Source organism: Agrobacterium sp. ST15.16.024 (genome assembly GCF_027956545.1).
GTDB classification, from domain to species: domain Bacteria; phylum Pseudomonadota; class Alphaproteobacteria; order Rhizobiales; family Rhizobiaceae; genus Agrobacterium; species Agrobacterium cucumeris.
On sequence record NZ_JAQKGO010000001.1, the window covers coordinates 1291357 to 1312872 of the forward strand.

The window sequence follows — 21516 nt, forward strand, 5'->3', positions numbered from 1 at the left end:
AAACCGATGCCGGGCGAAAGCCCGGCATTTTCATGTGTAGCGGATAATGAATGCAAACGGCCGATAGCAATACCATCCCCCTGCGTGGCTGGTTCTTCAGGGGAATGCGGGGCATATTCTCGCTGCCCTCGCTCATTCTCATGACCTCCTTTGTCGGTTTCAGCGCCTTTGCGCTGGAATCCGGCGTGCCACGCGGCGAAGCGGTGTTCATGACGCTGGTGATCTGGGCTCTGCCGGCCAAGATGATCCTGATCGGCTCCATGGTTGGCGGCGCCAATCTCGCCGCCTGTTTTCTGGCGGTCACATTATCGTCGGTCCGAATGATGCCGATGGTCGCCTCCATTGTGCCGGAGATGCGCGGTGCGAAGACGCCGACATGGATATTGCTGTTTCTCTCGCATTTTGTCGCCATCACCGCCTGGGTTTTCGCCACGCAGAATCTGTCGAAAGTGCCGCGTGAGGCACGCGCCGCCTGGTTTGCCGGTTTCGGCATCACGCTTACCGTCATCAACGCCATCATCGTCGGCCTGTGTTATGGCGTCGTCGCCGCCTTTCCGCCGCTGGTTGCCGGTGTGCTGTTTTTCCTGACACCGGTCTATTTCGTGGCATCGATCTGGGCGTCAGCCCGCCATTCTGTCGTCAAGGTGGCTTTTGTCATCGGCGTGATCGCCGGGCCGGCCTTTGCGGTTATCGCCCCCGAATTCGATATTCTCTATGCCGGCATCGGCGGAGGCACGCTTGCCTATATGATCGACCGCTTCGTCTTTCGCCGAAAGATCAAACCCGTGTCGCCGGAGAGTGAGCCATGATGACCGAAAACTGGTGGGCGCCCTATCTGTTCATCGCCATCGCCGGCTGGCTGGCGACCGATCTGTGGCGCTGGCTCGGCGTTCTCGCCGGCAACCGCCTGAAGGAAGATTCCGAGGCGCTTTATTGGGTGAGGGCGGTCGCTACCTCGCTGGTCATGGCCGTTACCGCCAAGCTGATCGTCTTTCCAACCGGAACGCTGGAAGCCACACCCATATGGCTACGTATCGGTGCGGCGGCCCTCGGTTTCATCGCATTCCTGCTTGCCGGCCAGCGTGTCATCGTCGGCGTGGCTGTCCCGATCGTGCTTCTGGCCGGCGGGCTGTTTGTACTCGATTTTTAATACACGCCTTATCCGAATATTAAGCCCATTGCCCTACTTTGCCGTTGACTGGAACCGGGGCGGCAATTCCATGCGACTATTTGCGGCAGAACGTTTTGTACTTGGCGTTATAGCCATATTATTCGTCATCGATGCGACATTGATCGCCGTCAAAGGCGTCAGCGTCGACTATGCCGGATATTTTTTGTGTGCGCTGGCGGGATCGGGCGTTTTCGTCCTGGGTCAGTTCTATCGCAAAAGCGGGCGTGATCTTCGCATCGCCACTGCCCTGATTTCGAGCGGGTTATTTATCCTGTTTTCGCTCGTCGCCTCGGTTTTCAACTACATGTTTCTGCCGGTCGCCTTTCCGGTCATCGATCAGGCGCTTTTCCGCGTGGATGCGGCTTTTGGTTATAGCTGGCCGGATATCGTTATTTGGGCAGCCACATATCCCTGGATTGGCAAAACGCTGTTCATGGTTTACGCCACCTCCTTACCGCAACTCCTGCTGATCATCATCACGCTGGGTTTCACCGGTAAGGACAGGATGCTGCACCATTTTCTCGTCACAGGCGTGATTGGCGCGATGGCCAGCATCACCTTCTGGATATTTTTCCCGACCTATGGTGCCAAAGCCTATCATGAGTTGCCGCAGTGGGTTGCCCAGACAATTCCATTGGCGGTCGACCCTGCTTACGGGCGTGAGTTGATGCGACTGGGTCAGGAAGGCGTAAGCTACCTCACACCCAGAAATGTGCTGGGGCTGATTGGCTTTCCGTCATTCCACATCTTCATGGCGGCTATGTCCGTCTGGTTTGTGCCGCGTCACTGGCTGGCGATGTCGGTGATCCTGCCATTGAATTTCGTGATGCTACTGGCTGTTCTCGTTCAGGGCGGACACCATCTTGCCGATGTTTTCGGCGGTCTCATCGCTTTTGTCATCGTCTGCGCCGCCTCGGCCCGCCTGCTCAACTGGATGTCGGCAAGGGAGCAGACCCGTGAGACGATAACCGCTCCGGCTCAACTTGCCGCAGCGGAATAATTGCCACGGGTTTCGCTCTCGCGGGCTTCCGTGAGAAGCCAGTCGGATAGCAGCCGGGCCGATGCGCTCATCTCTTCGGCTTCTATCAGCCAATAGTATTTTTCCGTATCGGCCGCTCGGTCAAAAAGCACTGTCAATTGCCCCTCGGTGATCTCGTCGCGCAGAAGCGCAGTCGGGCACAGACCGATACCCTGACCGGCCTTCAGCGCGGTCACCAGCAGGTTGAAATCCGCAAAGATTGGCCCGGCGCTGTGTGGCAGGGGTAGGTGAGCTGTTGCCAGCCAGTCCCGCCATGCCGTCTCGCCGTCGTCATGGAGTAACTCCGCCTGACATAGGCTCGATGCGTCATCAAAAGGGCCGGATTTTGCAATGTAAGCCGGCGCGCATGTCGGGCGCGTCTCGGCACTGAAGAGCGCCACGGCTTTCTGTGCAGGGGCGGCACCATGTATGATGCTGAGATCGGCCTCCACGGTGTGATCCGCTCCAGCATAACTGATCGACACCTGTATGTCCGGATGCAAGGCCCGGAAGCGGGGCAGGCGGGGCGTCAGAAAATGCGCCACCACCGAGGGCAGGCTGGCAAGGTGCACAGTCATGCGATCACGACCCCGGCGGATACGTTCCGCCCCGGAGGCGATCTGCCGCAGACCGCCTGAAACCGTGATACCGAATTCCCGGCCTGCCGGAGTAAGCCTCACGCCTCTCGCATGCCGGTCGAACAGAGCCACGCCAAGCCAGGCTTCCAGATTGCGCACATGCTGACTGACGGCGGTTGCCGTCATGCCAAGTTCCTGCGCGGCCAGAGAAAAGCTCTGTTTTCTGGCGGCGGATTCGAAAGCGCGGAGAGTGGCAAGCGGCGGCAGTTTCATGATTGATGAGGGTAAGTTACGCTTGGGCTGAGCGCAAGAAAAACCTGCCTTGTCAGCCGGGCGTTCATGCCGCAATTTCACATCGACATTTCATCGCTTCGAGGATTTCATGACCCCTGTGCCTGCCGCCGAACCCGTCGATGCCGCCGCGCGCCGCGCTATCCGTCCCGTCGTCGTTTATCCGAATGGTACGCTTGAGACGCCGGACCTTTCGCGTCTGGAAAAGGCAAAAGAGGGCATGGAAAAGATCGATGAAGTGATCGTGCCGCCGCGCGACGGTCGTACTTTCAATGTGCCGAAGGGGCATTTTTTCCGCATCGTCAGCATCGAAGGTCCGCAGGTCGGGGATTTGAATCTGTGGAACGCCCATGACCTGAATGAGCGTTTTTTCAGCGGCAAGACCCGCGCCCTGCATGCTACCCATGTTTCCGTCGGCAACCGGCTGTGGAGCAACCTGCCGTCTCTTCGGCCCATGGCGACCATCACCCACGATACGCTGTCATGGTACGGCTGGGATGAGGATGGCGGCGGTGTGCATGATGTGATCGGCACCCGCTGCGATCCCTATACCCACAAGCTGCTGAGTGGTGGCGATTACCACCATTGTTGCCATTCGAACCTGACGAACGCCCTTGCTTCGGCGAGCGGCCTGTCATTTAGGGAGGCGGAACCGCATGTGCATGATGTACTGAACGTCTTCATGTGCACGGGCTTTACCCGCGACACACACCAATATTTCATGAAGGCGAGCCCCGTGCGACCGGGCGACTTTCTGGAACTCTTTGCGGAAATAGACCTCATCGGTGCGCTCTCCGCCTGCCCGGGTGGTGATTGCGGCTCGGCCCATTCCAGCGACGCGGCTGCGTGTTACCCGCTGAAGGTGGAGATATTCCGGCCGGATATGGCGGTGCTTGAGGGCTGGCCGTGGCCGGAAAGAAATGCCTATCACCCTGTGGAGTGATGGTAAACATCACTGTCGTCATGCTGGACCAGATCCGGCATCCAGCCACGGCGCGTCTGCGCCGTGAAAGAACTCTTCCGCGATCAAGGACTTGATCGCACTGGACCCCGGATCAAGTCCGGGGTGACGGTATGCGGATGCCTCTGTTCCGCCAAACGCGTAGGTATTTCAGCACCCGTCACGAAGCGAGCGCCGCTCTAATCTTCTCTGCATGGGCCTTCAGCACCTCACCATCGGCCATGGTGCCGGAATGCGGCTTCAGCGGCTCGCCTTCCTTGCGCGGAATGACGTGAAAATGCAGGTGGAACACGGTCTGGCCAGCCGCCGGCTCGTTGAACTGGGCGATGAAGACGCCATCGGCATCGAAGGCTTCCTTTGCCGCAACGGCGAGTTTCTGCACCACGGGAATGGTTTTCGCCAGCACTTCCGGGTCGGCATCGAGCAGGTTGCGCGAACCGGTTTTCGGAACGACCAGCAGGTGGCCTGGGGCCTGCGGCATCACATCCATGAAGGCCAGCGTATGCTCGTCCTCGTAAAGCTTGTGGCTTGGAATTTCGCCACGCAGGATTTTTGCGAAGATATTGTTGTCGTCATAGGTGCTGGCCGTCATCGTGATCTCTCCTCATGGCGGACTAAACGTCCGGTTCCTGTCTCTCGCCCTTGCGGAAGGGCGTGTGTTCATCAAGATAGTCGCCGATATGCTCTACCTCTTCGCGCTCGCGCTGAAGATAGTCGGCGATGGCGCGGCGCAGGCCCGGATGGACGATGAAATGTGCCGAATGGGTGGTGACCGGCACATAACCGCGCGCCAGCTTGTGTTCGCCCTGGGCGCCGGCTTCCACTCGCTTCAATCCCTTCGCCAGCGCGAAATCGATTGCCTGATGATAACAGACCTCGAAATGCAGAAAGGGATGGTCCTCGATGCAACCCCAGTGGCGGCCATAAAGCGCATCCGAGCCTATGAAGTTGATCGCACCGGCAATGTAACGCCCATCGCGTTTCGCCATCACCAGCAGCACATCGTCGGCCATGCGTTCGCCGATCAGCGAATAAAACTCCCGCGTCAGATAGGGCCGGCCCCATTTGCGGCCGCCGGTATCCAGATAGAAGGCGAAGAACTGGTCCCAGATATCCTCGGTCAGATCGCTTCCGGTCAACCAGTCGATTTCGATGCCGTTTTCCAGCGCTGCACGACGTTCCTTTTTCAGCCCCTTGCGCTTGCGCGAGGAAAGGGCGTCGAGAAAATCATCATGGTCGCGATAGCCGTTATTGATGAAATGGAATTGCTGGTCTGTCCTGTGCAGGAAATCACGGGGCAAAAGGGCTGACAGGTCGTCTTCGGGCAGAAACGTCACGTGTGCGGACGAAACGCCGATCTTTTCCGTCACCTGGGCAAGGCCGGAGGCCAGAAGCGGCTTGAAGCGCGTTTCGTCCACTGTTTCGGAAGTGAGCAGCCGCGGCCCGGTCGCCGGGGTGAAGGGAACCGAACATTGCAGTTTCGGATAATAATGGCCGCCGGCCCGCTCAAAGGCATCCGCCCAGCCATGGTCGAACACATATTCGCCCTTGCTGTGGTTCTTCAGATAGGCCGGTATTGCCCCGACCAGATCACCGGACGCGTTTTCGAGCAGCAGATGGTTTCCAAGCCAGCCGGTCTTGGCCGTCGCCGATCCGGACGCTTCCATCGATGATAAAAATGCGTGGGAGATAAAAGGATTATACGGTTTTCCTGACGTGTTGCGAGAAGTTCCGGAAAGCCGTTTCCAGCTTTCCGGATCGATATCCTCCAGGGATTGCGCAACGCGAATGGAATAGTCTTCTGTCATGCCGTGGCGGAGGGGTTCTCTCTCGGGTCGAAACCTTCGAATGTCATCTGGTCCGCATATTTATAGGTGGTCTCGCGCGCATTTTCATCCCTGACTGTCCAGGTAATTACCGGAAGCCCGAGTTTTCTTTGCGCCTCGATGAAGCTGTTGGGCAGATGACCCCAATGATAGGAGATGAAATCAAGCCCAAGCTGCATCGCTTCGTCGTGTTTGAAGAAGTCTTCCGGCTTGTTGCCTTCGGCCGTCAGACCCAGCGGCCAGGGAGAACCCGCAGCTTTCAGGTCTTTCAGCAGATGATGGTCGAAACTCATCAGCGCCACATGGCCCTTGTAACCCTCGAGGTCCTCCAGAACCGCCTCGGCAAAACCGTCATCGACGCCTTCGCCCTGCCGGCCTTTCAGCTCGATCACCAGCGGCACCTTGCCGGCGCAGAGCGCCAGAAGCTGCTTCAGCGTCGGAACACGATCCTTCGTCTGGCCGATGGAAAGCATCGATAGTTCGCCGGAGGTGCGTTCGCGCACGTCGCCCTTGATGCCGGTCAGGCGCGCCATGTCGTCGTCGTGAAAGATCACCGGCACGCTGTCGGCCGCCAGCTGCACGTCGCATTCGATGGCGAACCCGGCCTCGATGGCGCGGGAAAAGGCCGATAGCGTGTTTTCCCAGACCGCCTTGTTGAGATCATGATAACCGCGATGGGCGACGGGCTGCGCCGTCAGCCAGGAAAGTTTCAGTGTCATGCGTCGATTTCCACGATGGCGTCGATCTCGACGGCGGCATTGAAGGGCAGGCAGGCCATGCCAACGGCGGCGCGGGCATGCTTGCCGGCATCACCGAGAACATTGGCGAGAAGATTGGAGGCGCCGTTGATGACGAGGTGCTGTTCGACGAATTCCGGAACGGAGGCAACAAAGCCATTCAGCTTGATGACACGGCGGATTTTCGAGAGGTCGCCATTCAACGCGGCCTTGACCTGTGCGAGAATGTTGACGGCGCATAATTCGGCGGCGCGCTGGGCGCCTAGCACGTCTACATCGCGGCCAACTAGGCCGGTCACCGCAATCTTGCCAGATTCCATCGGCAGTTGACCCGATACATAAAGCAGATTGCCGCTGATGGTGAAGGGAACGTAGTTTGCGGCTGGTGCTGCGGCTACGGGAAGCGTAAAGCCAAGTTCCTTGAGGCGGCCTTCGATGACATCAGACATTTTCGTCTCCGGTTTTGTTGTAAATCCTTCAAGAATCCGGCATTCAGAAGATGTTGATCCAAAAGCCGGGCGGTTGCTTGTACAATATGAGCGGCTCTTCCAACAGGAGATATTGCATGTTTGTCAGGACGCTTGGTTTCGTTGCCGCAACAGGGCTTATGACCGGCCTGTCAAACGCCGCCAATGCCTTGCCGGTGGCGGTTCCGGACCTCGTCGCCCACCGCGCAGTCTATGATCTCGAACTCAAGGACGCGTCCGACCGCTCCGGCATCGAGGGCATGACCGGCCGCATGGTCTATGAATTCACCGGCTCGGCCTGTCAGGGTTACAAGACGGATTTCCGCTTCGTGACGCAGATCAACACCGGCGATGCGGTTCGCATGACCGACCAGCAGACCACCACCTTCGAGGATCTGGCCGCGAAGAAATTCACCTTCGAGACCAAGTCCTACACCGACGACAAGCTGGACAAGGAAGTGCAGGGGGCGGCAATCGACGGCACCGACGGCGTGAAGGTCGATCTGACCAGGCCTGATGCCCGCCAGGTCAGTCTTGTCGCCAGCGAATTCCCGACGCAGCATATGTTTCAGGTCATCGAACATGCCAGGCAGGGAAAGCGCATCTTCGAATCGCGGATTTTCGACGGTTCCGATGATGGCGATGAGAGCCTGATCACCTCGACGCTGGTCGGCAAGTCACAGACCCCGAAGGATGGCGACGCGGACGCCGGCAAGGCGGGTGATTTCGCCAAGGCGGCATTCTGGCCGGTAACGATCGCCTATTACAACGACAAGACCGGCACCGACGCCCTGCCGATCTACCGCATGTCATTCAAGCTTTACGAAAACGGAATCACCCGCGATCTGACGATGGATTACGGCGATTTCGTTCTGACGGGTAAGCTTGCGAAGCTTGATATTCTCAAGCCCGAAACCTGCGAAAGCAAGCCAGTCCGCTGAAACGCGGCTATTTGAGCGATTTTTTCGCATAAATGCTTGCATTTTCATGCAGGCGACTGTATGCGGCTCACCATTCCACACGCGAAGCTTGGGATGTTCCGGGAGAAATCCGGTCCGTTCCGCCCGGTGGTATCGATGAAAATCGGTGCTGTTCGCTTCGCGGGGGTTAAACCGGAAAAGGAGTAACAAGGCATGGCATTGCCCGATTTTTCTATGCGCCAGCTTCTGGAAGCTGGTGTTCACTTCGGCCACCAGACGCACCGCTGGAACCCGAAGATGAAGCCGTACATCTTCGGCGACCGTAACAACATCCACATCATCGATCTGGCTCAGACCGTTCCGATGCTGTCGCGCGCCCTTCAGGTCGTGTCCGACACCGTTGCCCGTGGCGGCCGCGTTCTGTTCGTTGGCACCAAGCGCCAGGCGTCGGAAATCATCGCCGACAGCGCAAAGCGTTCGGCCCAGTATTACGTCAACTCCCGCTGGCTCGGCGGCATGATGACCAACTGGAAGACCATTTCGAACTCGATCCAGCGTCTGCGCAAGGTTGACGAAATCCTCAACTCGGAAGGCTCCGGCTATTCCAAGAAGGAACGCCTGAACCTTGAGCGCGAGCGCGAAAAGCTTGAAAAGGCTCTCGGCGGTATCCGCGATATGGGCGGCGTTCCGGACCTGATGTTCATCATCGACACCAACAAGGAAAAGATCGCGATCGAAGAAGCCAAGCGTCTTGGCATTCCGGTCGTTGCGATCATCGACAGCAACTGCGACCCGGATCACATTGACTACCCGATCCCCGGTAACGACGACGCATCGCGCGCCATCTCGCTTTATTGCGACCTGATCGCCCGCGCTGCCATCGACGGTATCGCACGTCAGCAGGGCGCTTCCGGCCGCGACATCGGCGCTGCTGAAGAAGCTCCGATCGAGCCCGCTCTCGAAGACGAGGCTGGCGCCTGATTTAGGCCCTGTCTGGCGGCGATTTCTTGATCGCCGTCTCCTCGACCAGGATATGACAAGGCCGTCAAAGACCTTCAATGGGTTGACGGCCTTGTTCGTTTCATATCGCTCCGCCCCGGTTTTTTTGGAAACCGCCGGCGTCTGATGTGGTTGAAACGGAAAGCAGTCTTCATAACGCTGTCACACTTCGGCGGCACCCATCATTTCGATGTATGGAGACGCCGCAGCACTTGGGAATGCGCATACCCCTTTCCTGAAATCCTCTCCGGTTTCAAAGGGTGTGCGGCCGGGTACACTCATCACCCAGAAATTCGGCACGGCAAATTCAGCCGGCTGACCGATCGAACCGATAAGAGGCAAACAATGACCGAAATCACAGCCGCAATGGTGAAGGAACTGCGCGAGAAATCCGGCGCAGGCATGATGGACTGCAAGAAGGCTCTTGCTGAAACCAATGGCGACATGGAAGCGGCGATCGACTGGCTGCGCGCCAAGGGCATCGCAAAGGCCGACAAGAAGTCCGGCCGCACGGCTGCCGAAGGTCTGATCGGCGTCGCCACCATGGGTCACAAGGCTGTTGTTGTCGAACTCAACTCCGAGACCGACTTCGTTGCCCGTAACGACGCGTTCCAGGATCTCATCCGCGGTATCGCCCAGGTTGCCCTGACCACCGACGGCACCGTTGAGGCTGTTTCCGCCGCCAACTACCCGGCGACCGGCAAGAACGTTTCCGACAGCATCAAGGACGCCATCGCCACCATCGGTGAAAACATGACGCTGCGCCGTTCCGCAGCGCTTGAAGTTCCGCACGGCGTTGTCGCGACCTACGTCCACAACGCTGCCGGCGACGGCATCGGCAAGCTCGGCGTTCTCGTTGCCCTGAAGTCGGAAGGTGACAAGGCTGTCCTGAACTCGATCGGCCGTCAGGTTGCCATGCACATCGCTGCAACCAACCCGCTCGCCATCCGCGCTGAAGAAGTTGACGCCGCTGTTGCTGAACGCGAACGCAACGTCTTCATCGAACAGGCCCGCGAATCCGGCAAGCCGGAAGCCATCATCGAAAAGATGGTTGATGGCCGCATGCGCAAGTTCTTCGAAGAAGTCGCCCTTCTGTCGCAGGCTTTCGTCATCAACCCCGACATCACTGTCGGCGCTGCCGTCAAGGAAGCTGAAAAGGAAGCTGGCGCTTCCATCGAAGTGACCGGCATGGTTCGCCTGCTGCTCGGCGAAGGTGTCGAGAAGGAAGAAAGCGATTTCGCAGCAGAAGTCGCCGCAGTCGCCAAGGGCTGATTATATTTACCCAATCTTGGGAAAACGGGAGGGCATCGCGTGACAACGCGGTGCCCTTCGTGTATCCGCGTTTCGGTTACATTTCCGAGGAGTCATGATGTCTTCCAAGCCGATCTACAAACGTGTTCTTCTCAAGGCTTCCGGTGAAGCCCTCATGGGTGATCAGGGTTTCGGTATCGATGTGGCGGTGGCCGACCGGATCGCCTCCGATATTGCCGAGGCAAGGGCGATGGGCGTTGAAGTCGGCGTCGTCGTCGGCGGCGGCAATATTTTCCGCGGCGTGGCCGTGGCATCCAAGGGTGGCGATCGCGTCACCGGCGACCATATGGGCATGCTGGCAACCGTCATCAATGCACTGGCGCTCGCAACCTCGCTTCGCAAGCTCAGCATCGACACCGTCGTTCTCTCCGCAATCGCCATGCCTGAAATCTGCGAGAGCTTCTCGCAGCGTGCGGCGCTCCATCATCTCGCGCAGGGGCGCGTGGTGATTTTCGCCGGCGGTACCGGCAACCCCTTCTTCACCACCGATTCCGCCGCGGCGCTGCGCGCTGCCGAAATGGGTGCGGAGGCGATCTTCAAGGGCACGCAGGTGGATGGCATTTATTCTGCCGATCCGAAGAAGGACCCGACGGCCACCCGTTTCGACGAGCTGACCCATAGCGAAGTGCTCGGCAAGGGCCTTGCGGTGATGGATATCGCGGCTGTGGCACTTGCCCGCGAAAACCATATCCCGATCATTGTCTTCTCGATCCACGAGAAGGGCGGTTTCGCACAGATATTGACCGGCGGCGGCCGCAAGACCATCGTGCACGACAAGTAATCAAAAAAACATGCCGCCCCCGGGGCGAATTCCGGCCATTATGGCCGACAGAGATGGAGTATCTAGATGAGTGGTATTGACCTCAACGATATCAAGCGCCGCATGGATGGCGCCATCAATGCGTTCAAGAGCGATATAGCATCGCTGCGCACCGGTCGTGCTTCGGCCAACATTCTCGACCCGGTGACCATCGAGGCCTATGGCTCGCGTGTGCCTCTCAACCAGGTGGCAAACATCACCGTTCCCGAGCCGCGCATGCTTGGCGTCAACATCTGGGACAAGTCGATGGTCAATGCCGTCGACCGCGCCATTCGCGAATCCAATCTCGGCCTGAACCCGATCGTCGACGGCCAGAACCTGCGAATTCCGCTGCCTGAACTCAACGAAGAGCGCCGCAAATCGCTCGTCAAGGTGGCTCACGACTATGCCGAAAAAGCCAAGGTGGCGATTCGCCATGTGCGCCGCGACGGCATGGATGGCCTGAAAAAAGCCGAAAAGGACGGTGACATCGGTCAGGACGAAAGCCGCGGACAGTCCGAAAAGGTCCAGAAAATGACCGACGACACGATTTCCGAGATTGAACGCTTGCTTGGCGAGAAGGAAAGGGAAATCATGCAGGTCTAATATCCCTTGTGATAGACCTGTATTTTATTCGTTTTAATTTCGCACTGCCTGTTACTGGATCGATATGCCGACGACGACACGTTCCTCAATACCCGAGCACGTCGCCATCATCATGGATGGAAATGGGCGTTGGGCAAAACAGCGCGGTCTTCCGCGCGTAATGGGGCATCGCCGCGGGGTTGAGGCCGTGCGCGAAACCGTGCGTGCGGCTGGCGACTGCGGCATCCGCTATCTCACGCTGTTCGCTTTCTCTTCGGAAAACTGGCGCAGGCCGGAATCCGAGGTGAGCGATCTTATGGGGCTTCTGAAGGCCTTCATCCGGCGCGACCTTGCGGAACTGCATCGTGAAAACGTCCGTGTGCGCATCATCGGCGACCGGCAGGGCCTGAAAAACGACATCCGCTGCCTTCTTGAAGAAGCCGAGCAGATGACGGCTGACAACACCAAGCTGACGCTGGTGATCGCCTTCAATTACGGCAGCCGTGACGAGATTACCCGCGCCACCATGGCGATTGCCCGCGATGTCGCCGAAGGCCGGCTGGATGCGGCATCGATCACGCCGGAGATGATCTCGGCGAGACTTGATACGTGCGGAATGCCGGATCCCGATCTCATCATCCGCACCAGCGGCGAAGAACGCCTGTCGAATTTCCTGCTCTGGCAGGCGGCCTATTCCGAGTTCCTGTTCGTTCCGGAATATTGGCCCGACTTCGACCGGCAGCTGTTCTTTTCTGCAATCGAGCAATATGCAACGCGTAATCGCCGCTTCGGCGCCATCGCCGAGCCGGTTGCCGTGGCAGGCGCCTGATGAGCCGTGAACTCAGACTGCGGATCGTGTCCGCAATCGTCATGGCGGCGGTCATATTGGCCGCCACCTGGTATGGCGGCATTCTGTTTCGCATCGTGGCCGGTCTTCTGGCGATCCTCATCTATTATGAGTGGTCGACGATTACCCGGCTGTCCGAAACCAATTCCACCGGCAATGCCTGGGGCTGGTTTGCGGTTGCCGTCATCGCCGGCAACACGATTTTTGGCGAACCTTCGCTTGATCTGCCGCTGCTGTCAGGTTTTACGCTGACGGCAGCACTTTTCCCCGTTCTGCGCGGCAGGAACTGGTGGCTGGTGGGCGGCATCATCTATGCCGGTCTCAGCGGCATTTCGCTGGCAGCCATTCGTGGCGACGAGTTGACCGGCTTCGTCTCCATCCTGTTCATTTTCGCCGTTGTCTGGTCGACGGATATTCTTGCTTATTTCGTCGGGCGCGCCATTGGCGGGCCAAAGCTCGCGCCGGCGATTTCTCCCGGCAAGACCTGGTCCGGCGCGATTGGTGGGGCCGTGGCCGCGCTGATCGGCGGCGGTGCGGTATCGCTCGCCTATCACGGCAGGATCAGTCTGCTGGTGCTTGGGCTCGCGCTTATCCTCTCCGTCTTCAGCCAGATTGGCGATCTTTTCGAATCCTTCGTGAAACGGCGTTTCCAGGTCAAGGATTCCAGCCATCTCATCCCGGGCCATGGCGGCTTCATGGACCGTGTTGACGGTCTTGTTTTCGCCTGCTTTACGGTATTCCTCATTGCTTTCGTGCATGCGGCGGCAACCGGCGACGTGCCCGGATCGGGCGGCGGTCTCCTGCCGGGCTTTTAAGCGGCGCGAAAGGTCACGACATAAAGGGCAGATTGTCATGAACACAGTAATGGCGGCGACCGGTTTTCTGACCGGCTACATCGTGCCCTTCATCCTGGTGCTTTCCCTGCTCGTTTTCGTCCATGAAATGGGCCATTATCTCGTCGGCCGCTGGAGCGGCATTCGCTCCACCGCATTCTCCATCGGCTTCGGCCCGGAACTGATCGGCTTCACCGACCGGCATGGCACGCGCTGGAAGATTTCCGCGATCCCTCTCGGCGGCTACGTTAAGTTCTTCGGCGACGAAGATGCCGCGAGCAAGCCGGACAGTTCCGGCATGTCGCATATGTCGCTCGAGGAGAGGGCGCAGACACTTGCCGGTGCAAAATTGTGGAAACGGGCGGCAACGGTTGCGGCGGGGCCCATCGCCAACTTCATCCTGGCGATTCTCATCTTTGCGGTTCTGTTCGGTGTTTATGGCCGGATGATCGCCGATCCTGTGGTGGCCGAGGTGCGTGAAAACAGCGCTGCCGCAGCGGCAGGCGTACGCCCTGGCGACCGTCTGGTGGCGATCGACGGTGAAAAGGTCATGACTTTCGAGGATGTCCGTCGTTACGTCGGCATCCGGCCGGGCACGCCGATCACCGTGACTGTCGAAAGGGCAGGCGAGGAGCTGAAGCTGCCGATGGTGCCGACCCGCACCGAGACGACGGACCAGTTCGGCAACAAGCTGGAAATGGGCATCATCGGCATCGTCACCGACCAGACCAGTGGCAACTTCCGCCATATTGAATATTCGACGTCTGAGGCCCTGCTTGAGGGCGTACGCGAGACGGGCCACGTCATCACCGGCACCTTCAACTATATCGGCAATCTCGTGACCGGCCGCATGAATGCCGATCAGCTGGGTGGTCCGGTCCGCGTTGCGCAGGCATCCGGCCAGATGGCAACACTCGGCATTGCAGCCGTCATCCAGCTCGCCGCCGTGCTTTCAGTGTCGATCGGGCTTCTCAACCTGATGCCTGTCCCGGTTCTGGACGGTGGACACCTAGTGTTTTATGCCATCGAGGCCATTCGCGGCAGGCCGCTTGGCGCCGGCGCGCAGGAAGTTGCCTTCCGTATCGGCATGGCAATGATTCTGGGACTTATGGTTTTTGCAACATGGAATGATATCAGCAGCTTGATCGGCTGAGGATTGTGTTTTAACGGTTTTGTTAGGGGCTTGTTTACCTTGTTTTTATGCCGAAGTGGCGAATGAGCCACTCTGGATCACGAAGTAAACAGAATTTAACGTTCTGACTTGCTTGTAGGGGAAAAGCAGGTAAAACGACGCACATGGCCGGAGTCGGGTTCCGCCCGCTGAGGGACAACGTAAAAAGGTAAGATTTGAAATGAAGGCTGGTTCAAGATTTTTGAACGCTGTGTCGGCGGTTGCGCTGTCTGCTGGTGTTTCTTCGGTTGCGGGCCTTGGCGTGCTTGCCTCTGCTGGTGCTGCAAATGCAGCCGTTATCAGCAAGATCGATGTTCGCGGGGCCGAGAGGTCCGGTGCGGACTCCGTGCGTTCCAACATCACCATTGCGCCGGGTAAAAACTTTTCCAATTCGGATATCGATGAATCGGTGAAGCGTCTTTACGCCACCGGTTACTTCTCGAATGTCTCCATGCGCGTTTCCGGCAGCACGCTGGTCGTGACCGTCAACGAGAACCAGCTGGTCAACCAGGTTGTCTTCAACGGTAACCGCAAGATCAAGGACGACAAGCTCGTTGGCATCGTGCAGACCCAGTCGCTCGGCCCGTTCAATCAGGCGATCGTGACTGCGGATATCGCCCGCATCAAGGAAGCTTATGCCGCAATCGGCCGCAGCGACGTCGAAATCACCACGCAGACCGTTTCCGTCGGTCAGGGCCGTGTGAACATCGCTTTCGTCATCAACGAAGGTGAGCGCACCAAGATCGGCCGCATCGATTTCGTCGGCAACAATTCCTATAGCGACGGTCGTCTGGCCGCCGTCATCAATACCAAGAAGTCCAACATGCTGTCGTTCCTGACACGTAAGGACGTCTATAACGAGGACAAGCTGCGCGCCGACGAAGAGGCGCTGCGCCAGTTCTATTACAACCGCGGTTATGCCGACTTCCGGGTCGTGTCGTCCGACGCTGTACTGGATGAGTCCAAGAACGAATACACCATCTCCATCACGGTGGATGAAGGCAAGAAATACGACTTCGGCAACGTCACTGTCGAATCGACTGTTCCGGGTGTCGATGGTTCTGAACTGCAGGGTCTCGTTGAAACCCGCCAGGGCGCCAGCTACAGCGCCAAGGAAGTTCAGCAGAGCATGGAAGCGATTTCCAAGCGCGTTGCCGGCGAAGGTTATCCCTTTGCCCGCGTAACGCCGCGCGGTGACCGCGATATGTCCGGCAACACCATCGGTGTGACCTATATCGTCGACCAGGGCGAACGCGCCTATGTCGAGCGTATCGAAATCCGCGGCAACACCCGTACGCGTGACTATGTCATCCGCCGCGAATTCGATATTTCCGAAGGCGATGCATTCAACCAGACGGTCATCACGGCGGCAAAGCGTCGTCTTGAAGCGCTCGGTTATTTCTCGAAGGTCAACATCTCGACCGCCGGCGGCAGCGCGCCTGACCGCGTTGTCATCGTTGTCGACGTTGAGGATCAATCGACGGGTTCGTTCGGTATCGGTGCTGGTTATTCGCAGAACGACGGCGTTCTGCTTGAAGCATCCATCGAAGAAAAGAACTTCCTCGGCCGCGGCCAGTACATCCGTCTCGCTGCCGGTGCGGGCGAAGACGATGCGCGCAGCTACACGCTGTCCTTCACCGAGCCGTATTTCCTTGGCTACCGTCTGGCCGCAGGTTTCGATCTGTTCAAGAGCCAGAGCCGCAGCGAAGACTATTACGATTACGACGAACAGGGCTTCGCGCTGCGTGTGACCGCGCCGATCACCGAAGATCTCTCGACGACGTTCAAATATACCTACAAGCAGCTCAACTATGACGGCGAGGGCGATTGGGAAACCGGCAGCAACCTTGCCGAACCCTATAAGGCTCTGATCCGTGGCGGTGACTGGACGCAGTCCATCATCTCCAACACGCTGAACTACAATACGCTCGACGACCGCAACATGCCGCGCGAAGGCTGGCAGGCTGCCCTGACGAACGAATTTGCAGGTCTCGGCGGCGATTCCGAATATTACAAGATCTACGCCAAGGCGCGCTTCTATTACACGCTGTCGGACGAGTACGATGTCATCGGCTCGATCACCGGTCAGGCGGGTCATGTGGTGCCCACCGGCGACAATCTGCTGGTATTCGATCAGTTCAAGTTCGGCGGCCGTCAGGTTCGCGGCTTCAAGAACGACGGTATTGGCCCGCGCATCGGTAACGACTCCATCGGCGGCACGACCTACTTCGCAGCTTCCGCTGAAGTCACTGCCCCGATGCCTGGTGTTCCGGAAGATTTCGGCCTGCGTCTCGCTGGTTTCGTCGATGCCGGTACGCTTTACGGCAACAAGGTCGCCAACAGTGCAGGTGTAAAGGATGGCAACTCCATCCGCGCATCCGCTGGTATCGGCGTGATGTGGGCATCGCCCTTCGGTCCGATCCGTGTTGACTATGCTGTACCGATCGCCAAGGAAGACTACGACGAGGAACAGCGTTTCCGGTTTGGCATGTCCAACACTTTCTGATATCGGCAGTCCAGAACTGCAACTTTGAACGTTCTGGAGTTTCCGGCTTATGGAATACAACGCCTTTTTTCCGCCCCACGATGGATTGCGATTGAAAGATATCGCAGACCGTTTTGGGGCGGAACTGTCTGATGAGGCGGCAGGTGAGCGGATTATCAGGTCCGTCGCGCCGGTCTACCGGGCAAAACCCGATCAGCTCTGCTATATTCTCTCCCGCAAGAACCGCGATGAGCTGGTAAGCTGCGAGGCTGGTGCCGTCATCTGCGACGCTGCGCTGGCAAATATGGTGCCGTCTCACATTCCCGCACTGATATCGAAAAATCCGCATACGCTTTTTGCGCAGGTGGGTGCCTTGCTGCATCCCTCCGCCATGCGGCCCGCGACGATTGCGCCGATGGAAGCCGAGATTTCTCCGGCTGCCCATGTCGATCCGTCGGCGAAGCTGGAAGCGGGCGTGATCGTTGAGCCGCTCGCCGTGATCGGTGCCGGCGCTCATATTGGTGCGGGCACACGAATTGGCCCGGGTGTCATCATCGGACCGCATGTGCAGGTTGGGCGCGATTGCACCATTTCCGGTGGTGCGAGCATTCTTGTCGCCCTCATCGGCAACAATGTCATCATCCATAATGGCGCGCGCATCGGTCAGGATGGGTTCGGTTACGCTCCCGGTCCCCGCGGCATGCTGAAAATCGTGCAGATCGGCCGCGTCATCATTCAGGACAATGTCGAGATCGGCGCCAATACCACGATCGATCGCGGCACCATGGATGACACCGTCATCGGTGAAGGCACAAAGATCGACAATCAGGTCCAGATTGGTCACAACGTGCGCATCGGCCGCCATTGTGGCATCGTCAGCAAGGTCGGCATTGCGGGCAGCACCCGCATTGGCGATGGCGTGATGATCGGCGGCGCGGCTGGCGTTAATGGCCATATCACCATTGGTGACGGCGTGCAGATCGCAGCCATGAGCGGTGTGGTCGCCGATGTTCCGGCCGGGGCCCGTTATGGCGGAACGCCTGCACGTCCGATGAAATATTTCCTGCGCGACATGGCCGAAATTCTGGCACGCGCTGAAGCGCGTGATAAAAAAACAGGAGAAAAAAACAATGACTGAAGAAACGAAGACGACGCTCGGCGCGGCTGACATTCTGGAAGTCATGAAGCTTCTGCCGCATCGTTACCCGTTCTTGCTGATCGACAAGATCATCGATATCGATGGTAACAACTCGGCGACCGGCATTAAGAACGTCACGGTCAACGAACCGCATTTCACCGGCCATTTTCCGGATCGGCCGATCATGCCAGGCGTTCTGATCGTCGAAGCCATGGCCCAGACGGCAGGTGCGATATGCGCTCGCAGTCAGGGCGAGGGCGGTCACCTGGTCTACTTCATGACAATCGACAATGCGCGTTTCCGCAAACCTGTTATCCCCGGCGACCGTCTGGAAATCCACGTCGTCAAGCAGCGTCAGCGCGGCAACGTGTTCAAATTCCATTGCGAGGCGAAGGTGGATGGCGCGCTGGTTGCGGAGGCTGATGTCGGTGCGATGATGATCCCCGAGGACCAGCAATGAGCAGGATCGCCGCCTCGGCCAAAATTCACCCGACCGCCATTGTCGAAGACGGTGCGGTTATCGGTGAAAATGTCGTCATCGGCGCGCTCAGCTATGTCGGCGCAAAGGTCACGCTGCATGATGATGTCATATTGCACAATCATGCCATCGTTTCTGGCGTAACCGTCATCGGCCGTGGATCGGTGATCCATCCCATGGCTGTCATTGGCGGCACCCCGCAGGCGGTTCGCCATGATGGATCGGAAACGACGCTCGAGATCGGCGAACGCTGTATCATGCGCGAAGGCGTGACGATGAACGCCGGCAGTTCCGATGGCAGCGGCAAGACCATTGTCGGTGACGATAATCTGTTCCTGGCCAATTCGCATGTGGCGCATGATTGCCGCCTCGGCAATCACATCATCCTGTCGAACAATGTGATGCTGGCGGGCCATGTGACCATCGAAGACCGCGCCATCCTGGGCGGCGGCTGTGCCGTGCACCAGTTCACCCGCATTGGCCGTCAAGCCTTTATCGGCGGGCTGTCGGCGGTTAACTACGATGTCATTCCCTATGGCATGCTGAACGGCAATCCCGGCATTCTTGGCGGCCTCAATGTGGTCGGCATGACGCGTGCCGGTATTGAACGGGCGGATATTCACAAGGTCCGGCGCGTCTACAAGCAGATTTTCGAGGCTGAAGGCACGATCCGTGGCAACGCGGCGGCAATCGATCGCAATGAATATCTGGATTGCCCTCAGGCTCTCGAAGTCATCGATTTCATCGGCGCGGGCAGCGACCGCGCGATCTCTTCGCCCAATCGGGGCAAGTGAGCCGTGACAGGCGGCGGGCGTCTCGCCATCGTGGCCGGCAGCGGCCAGCTGCCGCTTTATGTGGCGGCCGCCGCCCGCGAGATGGGGGAAAACCCTTTCATCGTGCGCCTGCGCGATGATTCCAGCTTCGACTGGAGCGGCTTCGATAATGCTGTCATCAGCGTGGGCGACGTGGCAGGGCTTGGCCGTTTGCTGCGTGAAAACCGGGTGGACCGCGTCGTGCTTTCCGGCGCCGTGGCGCGACGGCCGGAATGGCGGGAGATCCGCCCGACGGTCGGCATCGTGCTGAAACTGCCCTCCATCGTCCGCACGCTTTTGTCGGGCGGTGATGATGCCGTGTTGCAGATGGTGATCAAGGTCATCGGCACGCTCGGCGCAAAGGTCATCGGCGCCCACGAGATTGCGCCCGGCCTGCTTGCCACGACAGGTACTTTGGGCACGCAGAAACCCACGGATGAAGATCTGCGAGATATTCGCAAGGCGGCCGAGGCGGCACTTGCGCTCGGCACACTTGATGTCGGGCAGGGGGCGGTCTCGGTCGGCGGTCGCATTGTTGCGCTGGAAGGCGTTGAGGGCACCGATGCCATGCTGGCACGTGTTGCGGCACTGCGTGCCGAAGGCCGCATATCGCCCCGCCGCAGGGGTGTATTGGTGAAGCTGTGCAAGCCGCAGCAGGATATCCGCGCCGACCTGCCGACCATCGGTATCGAAACCGTGGAAAATGCGCAGAAAGCCGGACTGGCGGGCATCGCCGTCGAAGCGGGACGAGCGCTGGTGCTGGATCGCGACGAGATGTTGAAAGCCGCCGATCAGGCGGGCATATTTGTCTGCGGCATCGATACGTCACTCGGTGGTGATATGATCGGGGAGAGATGATCGGATGACGGCGACATTAAAAGTGGCGGTTATTGCCGGGGAAGTGTCCGGCGATCTTCTGGGCGCAGATCTGATCCGCTCCCTCAAAGCCCGATATCCGGGCTCCGTTGAGCTGATGGGCGTCGGCGGCGAGGCGCTGGAGGCGCAGGGGCTGACCTCGCTGTTCGATTATTCCGAACTTTCCATCATGGGCTTCACGCAAGTCCTGAAAAAGCTGCCGAAACTCATTGCGCGCATCAACCAGACTGCGCAGGCGATCATCGCCGCAAAGCCGGATATTCTGCTGATCATTGACAGCCCGGATTTCACGCATCGTGTTGCGAAAAAAGTCCGCAAGCAATTGCCGCATCTGCCGGTCGTCAACTATGTCTGCCCCAGTGTCTGGGCGTGGAAGGAATATCGCGCCACCGCGATGTTGTCCTATGTCGATCACGTTCTTGCCTTGCTGCCCTTTGAGCCGGAGGCGATGCGGCGTCTGAGCGGCCCGCCGACCACCTTTGTCGGCCATCGTCTCAGCGTCGATCCCGATGTGCTGGCGGTGCGGCAAAAGCGGGCGGAACGCCCCCTTCCGGCCAAGGGCGAAGCCAAAACCATTCTTCTGCTGCCCGGGTCGCGCTCCACGGAAACCACGCGGTTGATGGAGCCATTTCGAGAGGCCGCAAAGGCCTTTGTGGAACGCAACGGCCCAACCCGTTTCGTGCTGCCCACCGTGCCGCGTCAGGAAAACCGTATCCGCGAGCTGGCGGCGACATGGCCGGAAGATATAAGGCCCGAAATCGGCATCGATTCCGCCTTCAAATGGAACGCGTTTGCGCGTGCCGACGCGGCAATCGCCGCCTCCGGTACTGTCATTCTCGAACTGGCGCTTGCCGGCGTGCCGACCGTTTCTGTTTATAAGACCGACTGGATTTTCACCATGCTGAGCAAGCGGGTAAAAACCTGGACGGGCGCACTTCCGAACCTGATTGCCGACTACCCGGTTGTGCCTGAATATCTCAACGAGGTGGTGCGGCCAGGATCCATGCTGCGCTGGGCAGAGCGGCTTGCATCTGACACCACAGAGCGGCGGGCCATGCTTGAGGGGTATGCGCTGGTGCAGCAGCGTCTGCACACCGATGTGCCTCCGGGCGAAACCGGCGCTGCCATTCTGCTCGATGTGCTGAACGGCCGCAGACAGCAAGGCTGACACAGGCTTGGCCGTCTTGGCCACTGGTTGAACGTGTTTATCTTA

General features: G+C 58.8%; 23 protein-coding genes. 18 read left to right on the forward strand and 5 right to left on the reverse strand.

Features of this window, described 5'->3' with window-relative positions; translation table 11 throughout:
• The first annotated feature begins 50 nt into the window (after positions 1-50).
• The 3 genes from PL640_RS06360 to PL640_RS06370 all read left to right on the forward strand — a co-directional run bounded on the left by PL640_RS06360 (position 51) and on the right by PL640_RS06370 (position 2171).
• A complete protein-coding gene (locus tag PL640_RS06360; RefSeq protein ID WP_142839680.1) occupies positions 51-809 on the forward strand; it encodes an AzlC family ABC transporter permease in 759 nt (252 codons plus the stop codon).
• Positions 806-1150, forward strand: coding sequence for an AzlD domain-containing protein (locus tag PL640_RS06365; RefSeq protein ID WP_271361135.1), 345 nt, complete (start codon positions 806-808; stop codon positions 1148-1150). The genes PL640_RS06360 and PL640_RS06365 overlap by 4 nt, the downstream gene beginning before the upstream one ends.
• A 70-nt stretch (positions 1151-1220) precedes the next feature.
• Complete coding sequence (locus PL640_RS06370) at positions 1221-2171, forward strand: phosphatase PAP2 family protein (RefSeq protein ID WP_271361463.1); 951 nt, start codon at positions 1221-1223, stop codon at positions 2169-2171.
• Here the strand turns inward: PL640_RS06370 and PL640_RS06375 are convergent.
• Positions 2150-3040, reverse strand: coding sequence for a LysR family transcriptional regulator (locus PL640_RS06375; protein ID WP_271361136.1), 891 nt, complete (start codon positions 3038-3040; stop codon positions 2150-2152). The genes PL640_RS06370 and PL640_RS06375 overlap by 22 nt on opposite strands.
• 109 nt (positions 3041-3149) lie before the next feature.
• Between PL640_RS06375 and PL640_RS06380 the strand changes: the two genes are divergently transcribed.
• On the forward strand, positions 3150-4001 hold the full coding sequence (locus PL640_RS06380; protein WP_271361137.1) for an urea carboxylase-associated family protein: 852 nt from the start codon (positions 3150-3152) through the stop codon (positions 3999-4001).
• A gap of 178 nt (positions 4002-4179) precedes the next feature.
• Here PL640_RS06380 and PL640_RS06385 read toward each other — a convergent pair whose 3' ends face one another.
• The 4 genes from PL640_RS06385 to PL640_RS06400 are packed head-to-tail and all read right to left on the reverse strand — an operon-like array spanning position 4180 to position 7031.
• On the reverse strand, positions 4180-4611 hold the full coding sequence (locus PL640_RS06385) for an HIT family protein (RefSeq protein WP_271361138.1): 432 nt from the start codon (positions 4609-4611) through the stop codon (positions 4180-4182).
• Positions 4612-4633: 22 nt separating this feature from the next.
• Positions 4634-5827 (reverse strand): GNAT family N-acetyltransferase, encoded by a 1194-nt coding sequence (locus PL640_RS06390; RefSeq protein WP_271361139.1) that lies wholly within the window; start codon positions 5825-5827, stop codon positions 4634-4636.
• Positions 5824-6564, reverse strand: a complete 741-nt coding sequence (locus PL640_RS06395; protein WP_161991184.1) for a glycerophosphodiester phosphodiesterase — start codon at positions 6562-6564, stop codon at positions 5824-5826. Before PL640_RS06395 ends, PL640_RS06390 begins: the two co-directional genes overlap by 4 nt.
• Complete coding sequence (locus PL640_RS06400; RefSeq protein WP_271361141.1) at positions 6561-7031, reverse strand: RidA family protein; 471 nt, start codon at positions 7029-7031, stop codon at positions 6561-6563. The genes PL640_RS06395 and PL640_RS06400 overlap by 4 nt, the downstream gene beginning before the upstream one ends.
• 116 nt (positions 7032-7147) lie before the next feature.
• Between PL640_RS06400 and PL640_RS06405 the strand changes: the two genes are divergently transcribed.
• From PL640_RS06405 to lpxB, 14 genes are all read left to right on the forward strand, one after another.
• Positions 7148-7990: a cell envelope integrity EipB family protein gene (locus PL640_RS06405; protein ID WP_142839685.1), complete on the forward strand. Its 843-nt coding sequence runs from the start codon at positions 7148-7150 to the stop codon at positions 7988-7990.
• A 192-nt stretch (positions 7991-8182) separates the two neighbouring features.
• Entirely contained in the window at positions 8183-8950 is a 768-nt protein-coding gene (gene rpsB, locus PL640_RS06410; RefSeq protein ID WP_046800236.1) for a 30S ribosomal protein S2, read from the forward strand.
• Positions 8951-9313: 363 nt separating this feature from the next.
• A complete protein-coding gene (tsf, locus tag PL640_RS06415; protein ID WP_142839686.1) occupies positions 9314-10240 on the forward strand; it encodes a translation elongation factor Ts in 927 nt (308 codons plus the stop codon).
• Between the two features lie 97 nt (positions 10241-10337).
• Positions 10338-11060: a UMP kinase gene (gene pyrH, locus PL640_RS06420; RefSeq protein WP_003502561.1), complete on the forward strand. Its 723-nt coding sequence runs from the start codon at positions 10338-10340 to the stop codon at positions 11058-11060.
• A 66-nt stretch (positions 11061-11126) separates the two neighbouring features.
• Entirely contained in the window at positions 11127-11684 is a 558-nt protein-coding gene (gene frr, locus PL640_RS06425; RefSeq protein ID WP_046800234.1) for a ribosome recycling factor, read from the forward strand.
• Positions 11685-11748: 64 nt separating this feature from the next.
• Positions 11749-12492, forward strand: coding sequence for an isoprenyl transferase (locus PL640_RS06430; RefSeq protein WP_269697892.1), 744 nt, complete (start codon positions 11749-11751; stop codon positions 12490-12492).
• Positions 12492-13325, forward strand: coding sequence for a phosphatidate cytidylyltransferase (locus PL640_RS06435; protein ID WP_142839688.1), 834 nt, complete (start codon positions 12492-12494; stop codon positions 13323-13325). The genes PL640_RS06430 and PL640_RS06435 overlap by 1 nt, the downstream gene beginning before the upstream one ends.
• A gap of 49 nt (positions 13326-13374) precedes the next feature.
• Positions 13375-14496, forward strand: coding sequence for an RIP metalloprotease RseP (gene rseP, locus PL640_RS06440; RefSeq protein ID WP_161991216.1), 1122 nt, complete (start codon positions 13375-13377; stop codon positions 14494-14496).
• A gap of 199 nt (positions 14497-14695) precedes the next feature.
• Positions 14696-17020: an outer membrane protein assembly factor BamA gene (gene bamA / locus PL640_RS06445; protein ID WP_271361143.1), complete on the forward strand. Its 2325-nt coding sequence runs from the start codon at positions 14696-14698 to the stop codon at positions 17018-17020.
• A 49-nt stretch (positions 17021-17069) separates the two neighbouring features.
• Positions 17070-18137: a UDP-3-O-(3-hydroxymyristoyl)glucosamine N-acyltransferase gene (gene lpxD / locus PL640_RS06450; RefSeq protein ID WP_271361144.1), complete on the forward strand. Its 1068-nt coding sequence runs from the start codon at positions 17070-17072 to the stop codon at positions 18135-18137.
• Complete coding sequence (gene fabZ / locus PL640_RS06455; RefSeq protein WP_004441570.1) at positions 18130-18597, forward strand: 3-hydroxyacyl-ACP dehydratase FabZ; 468 nt, start codon at positions 18130-18132, stop codon at positions 18595-18597. Before lpxD ends, fabZ begins: the two co-directional genes overlap by 8 nt.
• Positions 18594-19409, forward strand: coding sequence for an acyl-ACP--UDP-N-acetylglucosamine O-acyltransferase (lpxA, locus tag PL640_RS06460; RefSeq protein WP_271361145.1), 816 nt, complete (start codon positions 18594-18596; stop codon positions 19407-19409). Before fabZ ends, lpxA begins: the two co-directional genes overlap by 4 nt.
• Positions 19410-19412: 3 nt before the next feature.
• On the forward strand, positions 19413-20285 hold the full coding sequence (locus tag PL640_RS06465) for an LpxI family protein (protein WP_271361146.1): 873 nt from the start codon (positions 19413-19415) through the stop codon (positions 20283-20285).
• Between the two features lie 4 nt (positions 20286-20289).
• Positions 20290-21471, forward strand: coding sequence for a lipid-A-disaccharide synthase (gene lpxB, locus PL640_RS06470; RefSeq protein WP_271361147.1), 1182 nt, complete (start codon positions 20290-20292; stop codon positions 21469-21471).
• The last annotated feature ends 45 nt before the right edge of the window (positions 21472-21516 follow it).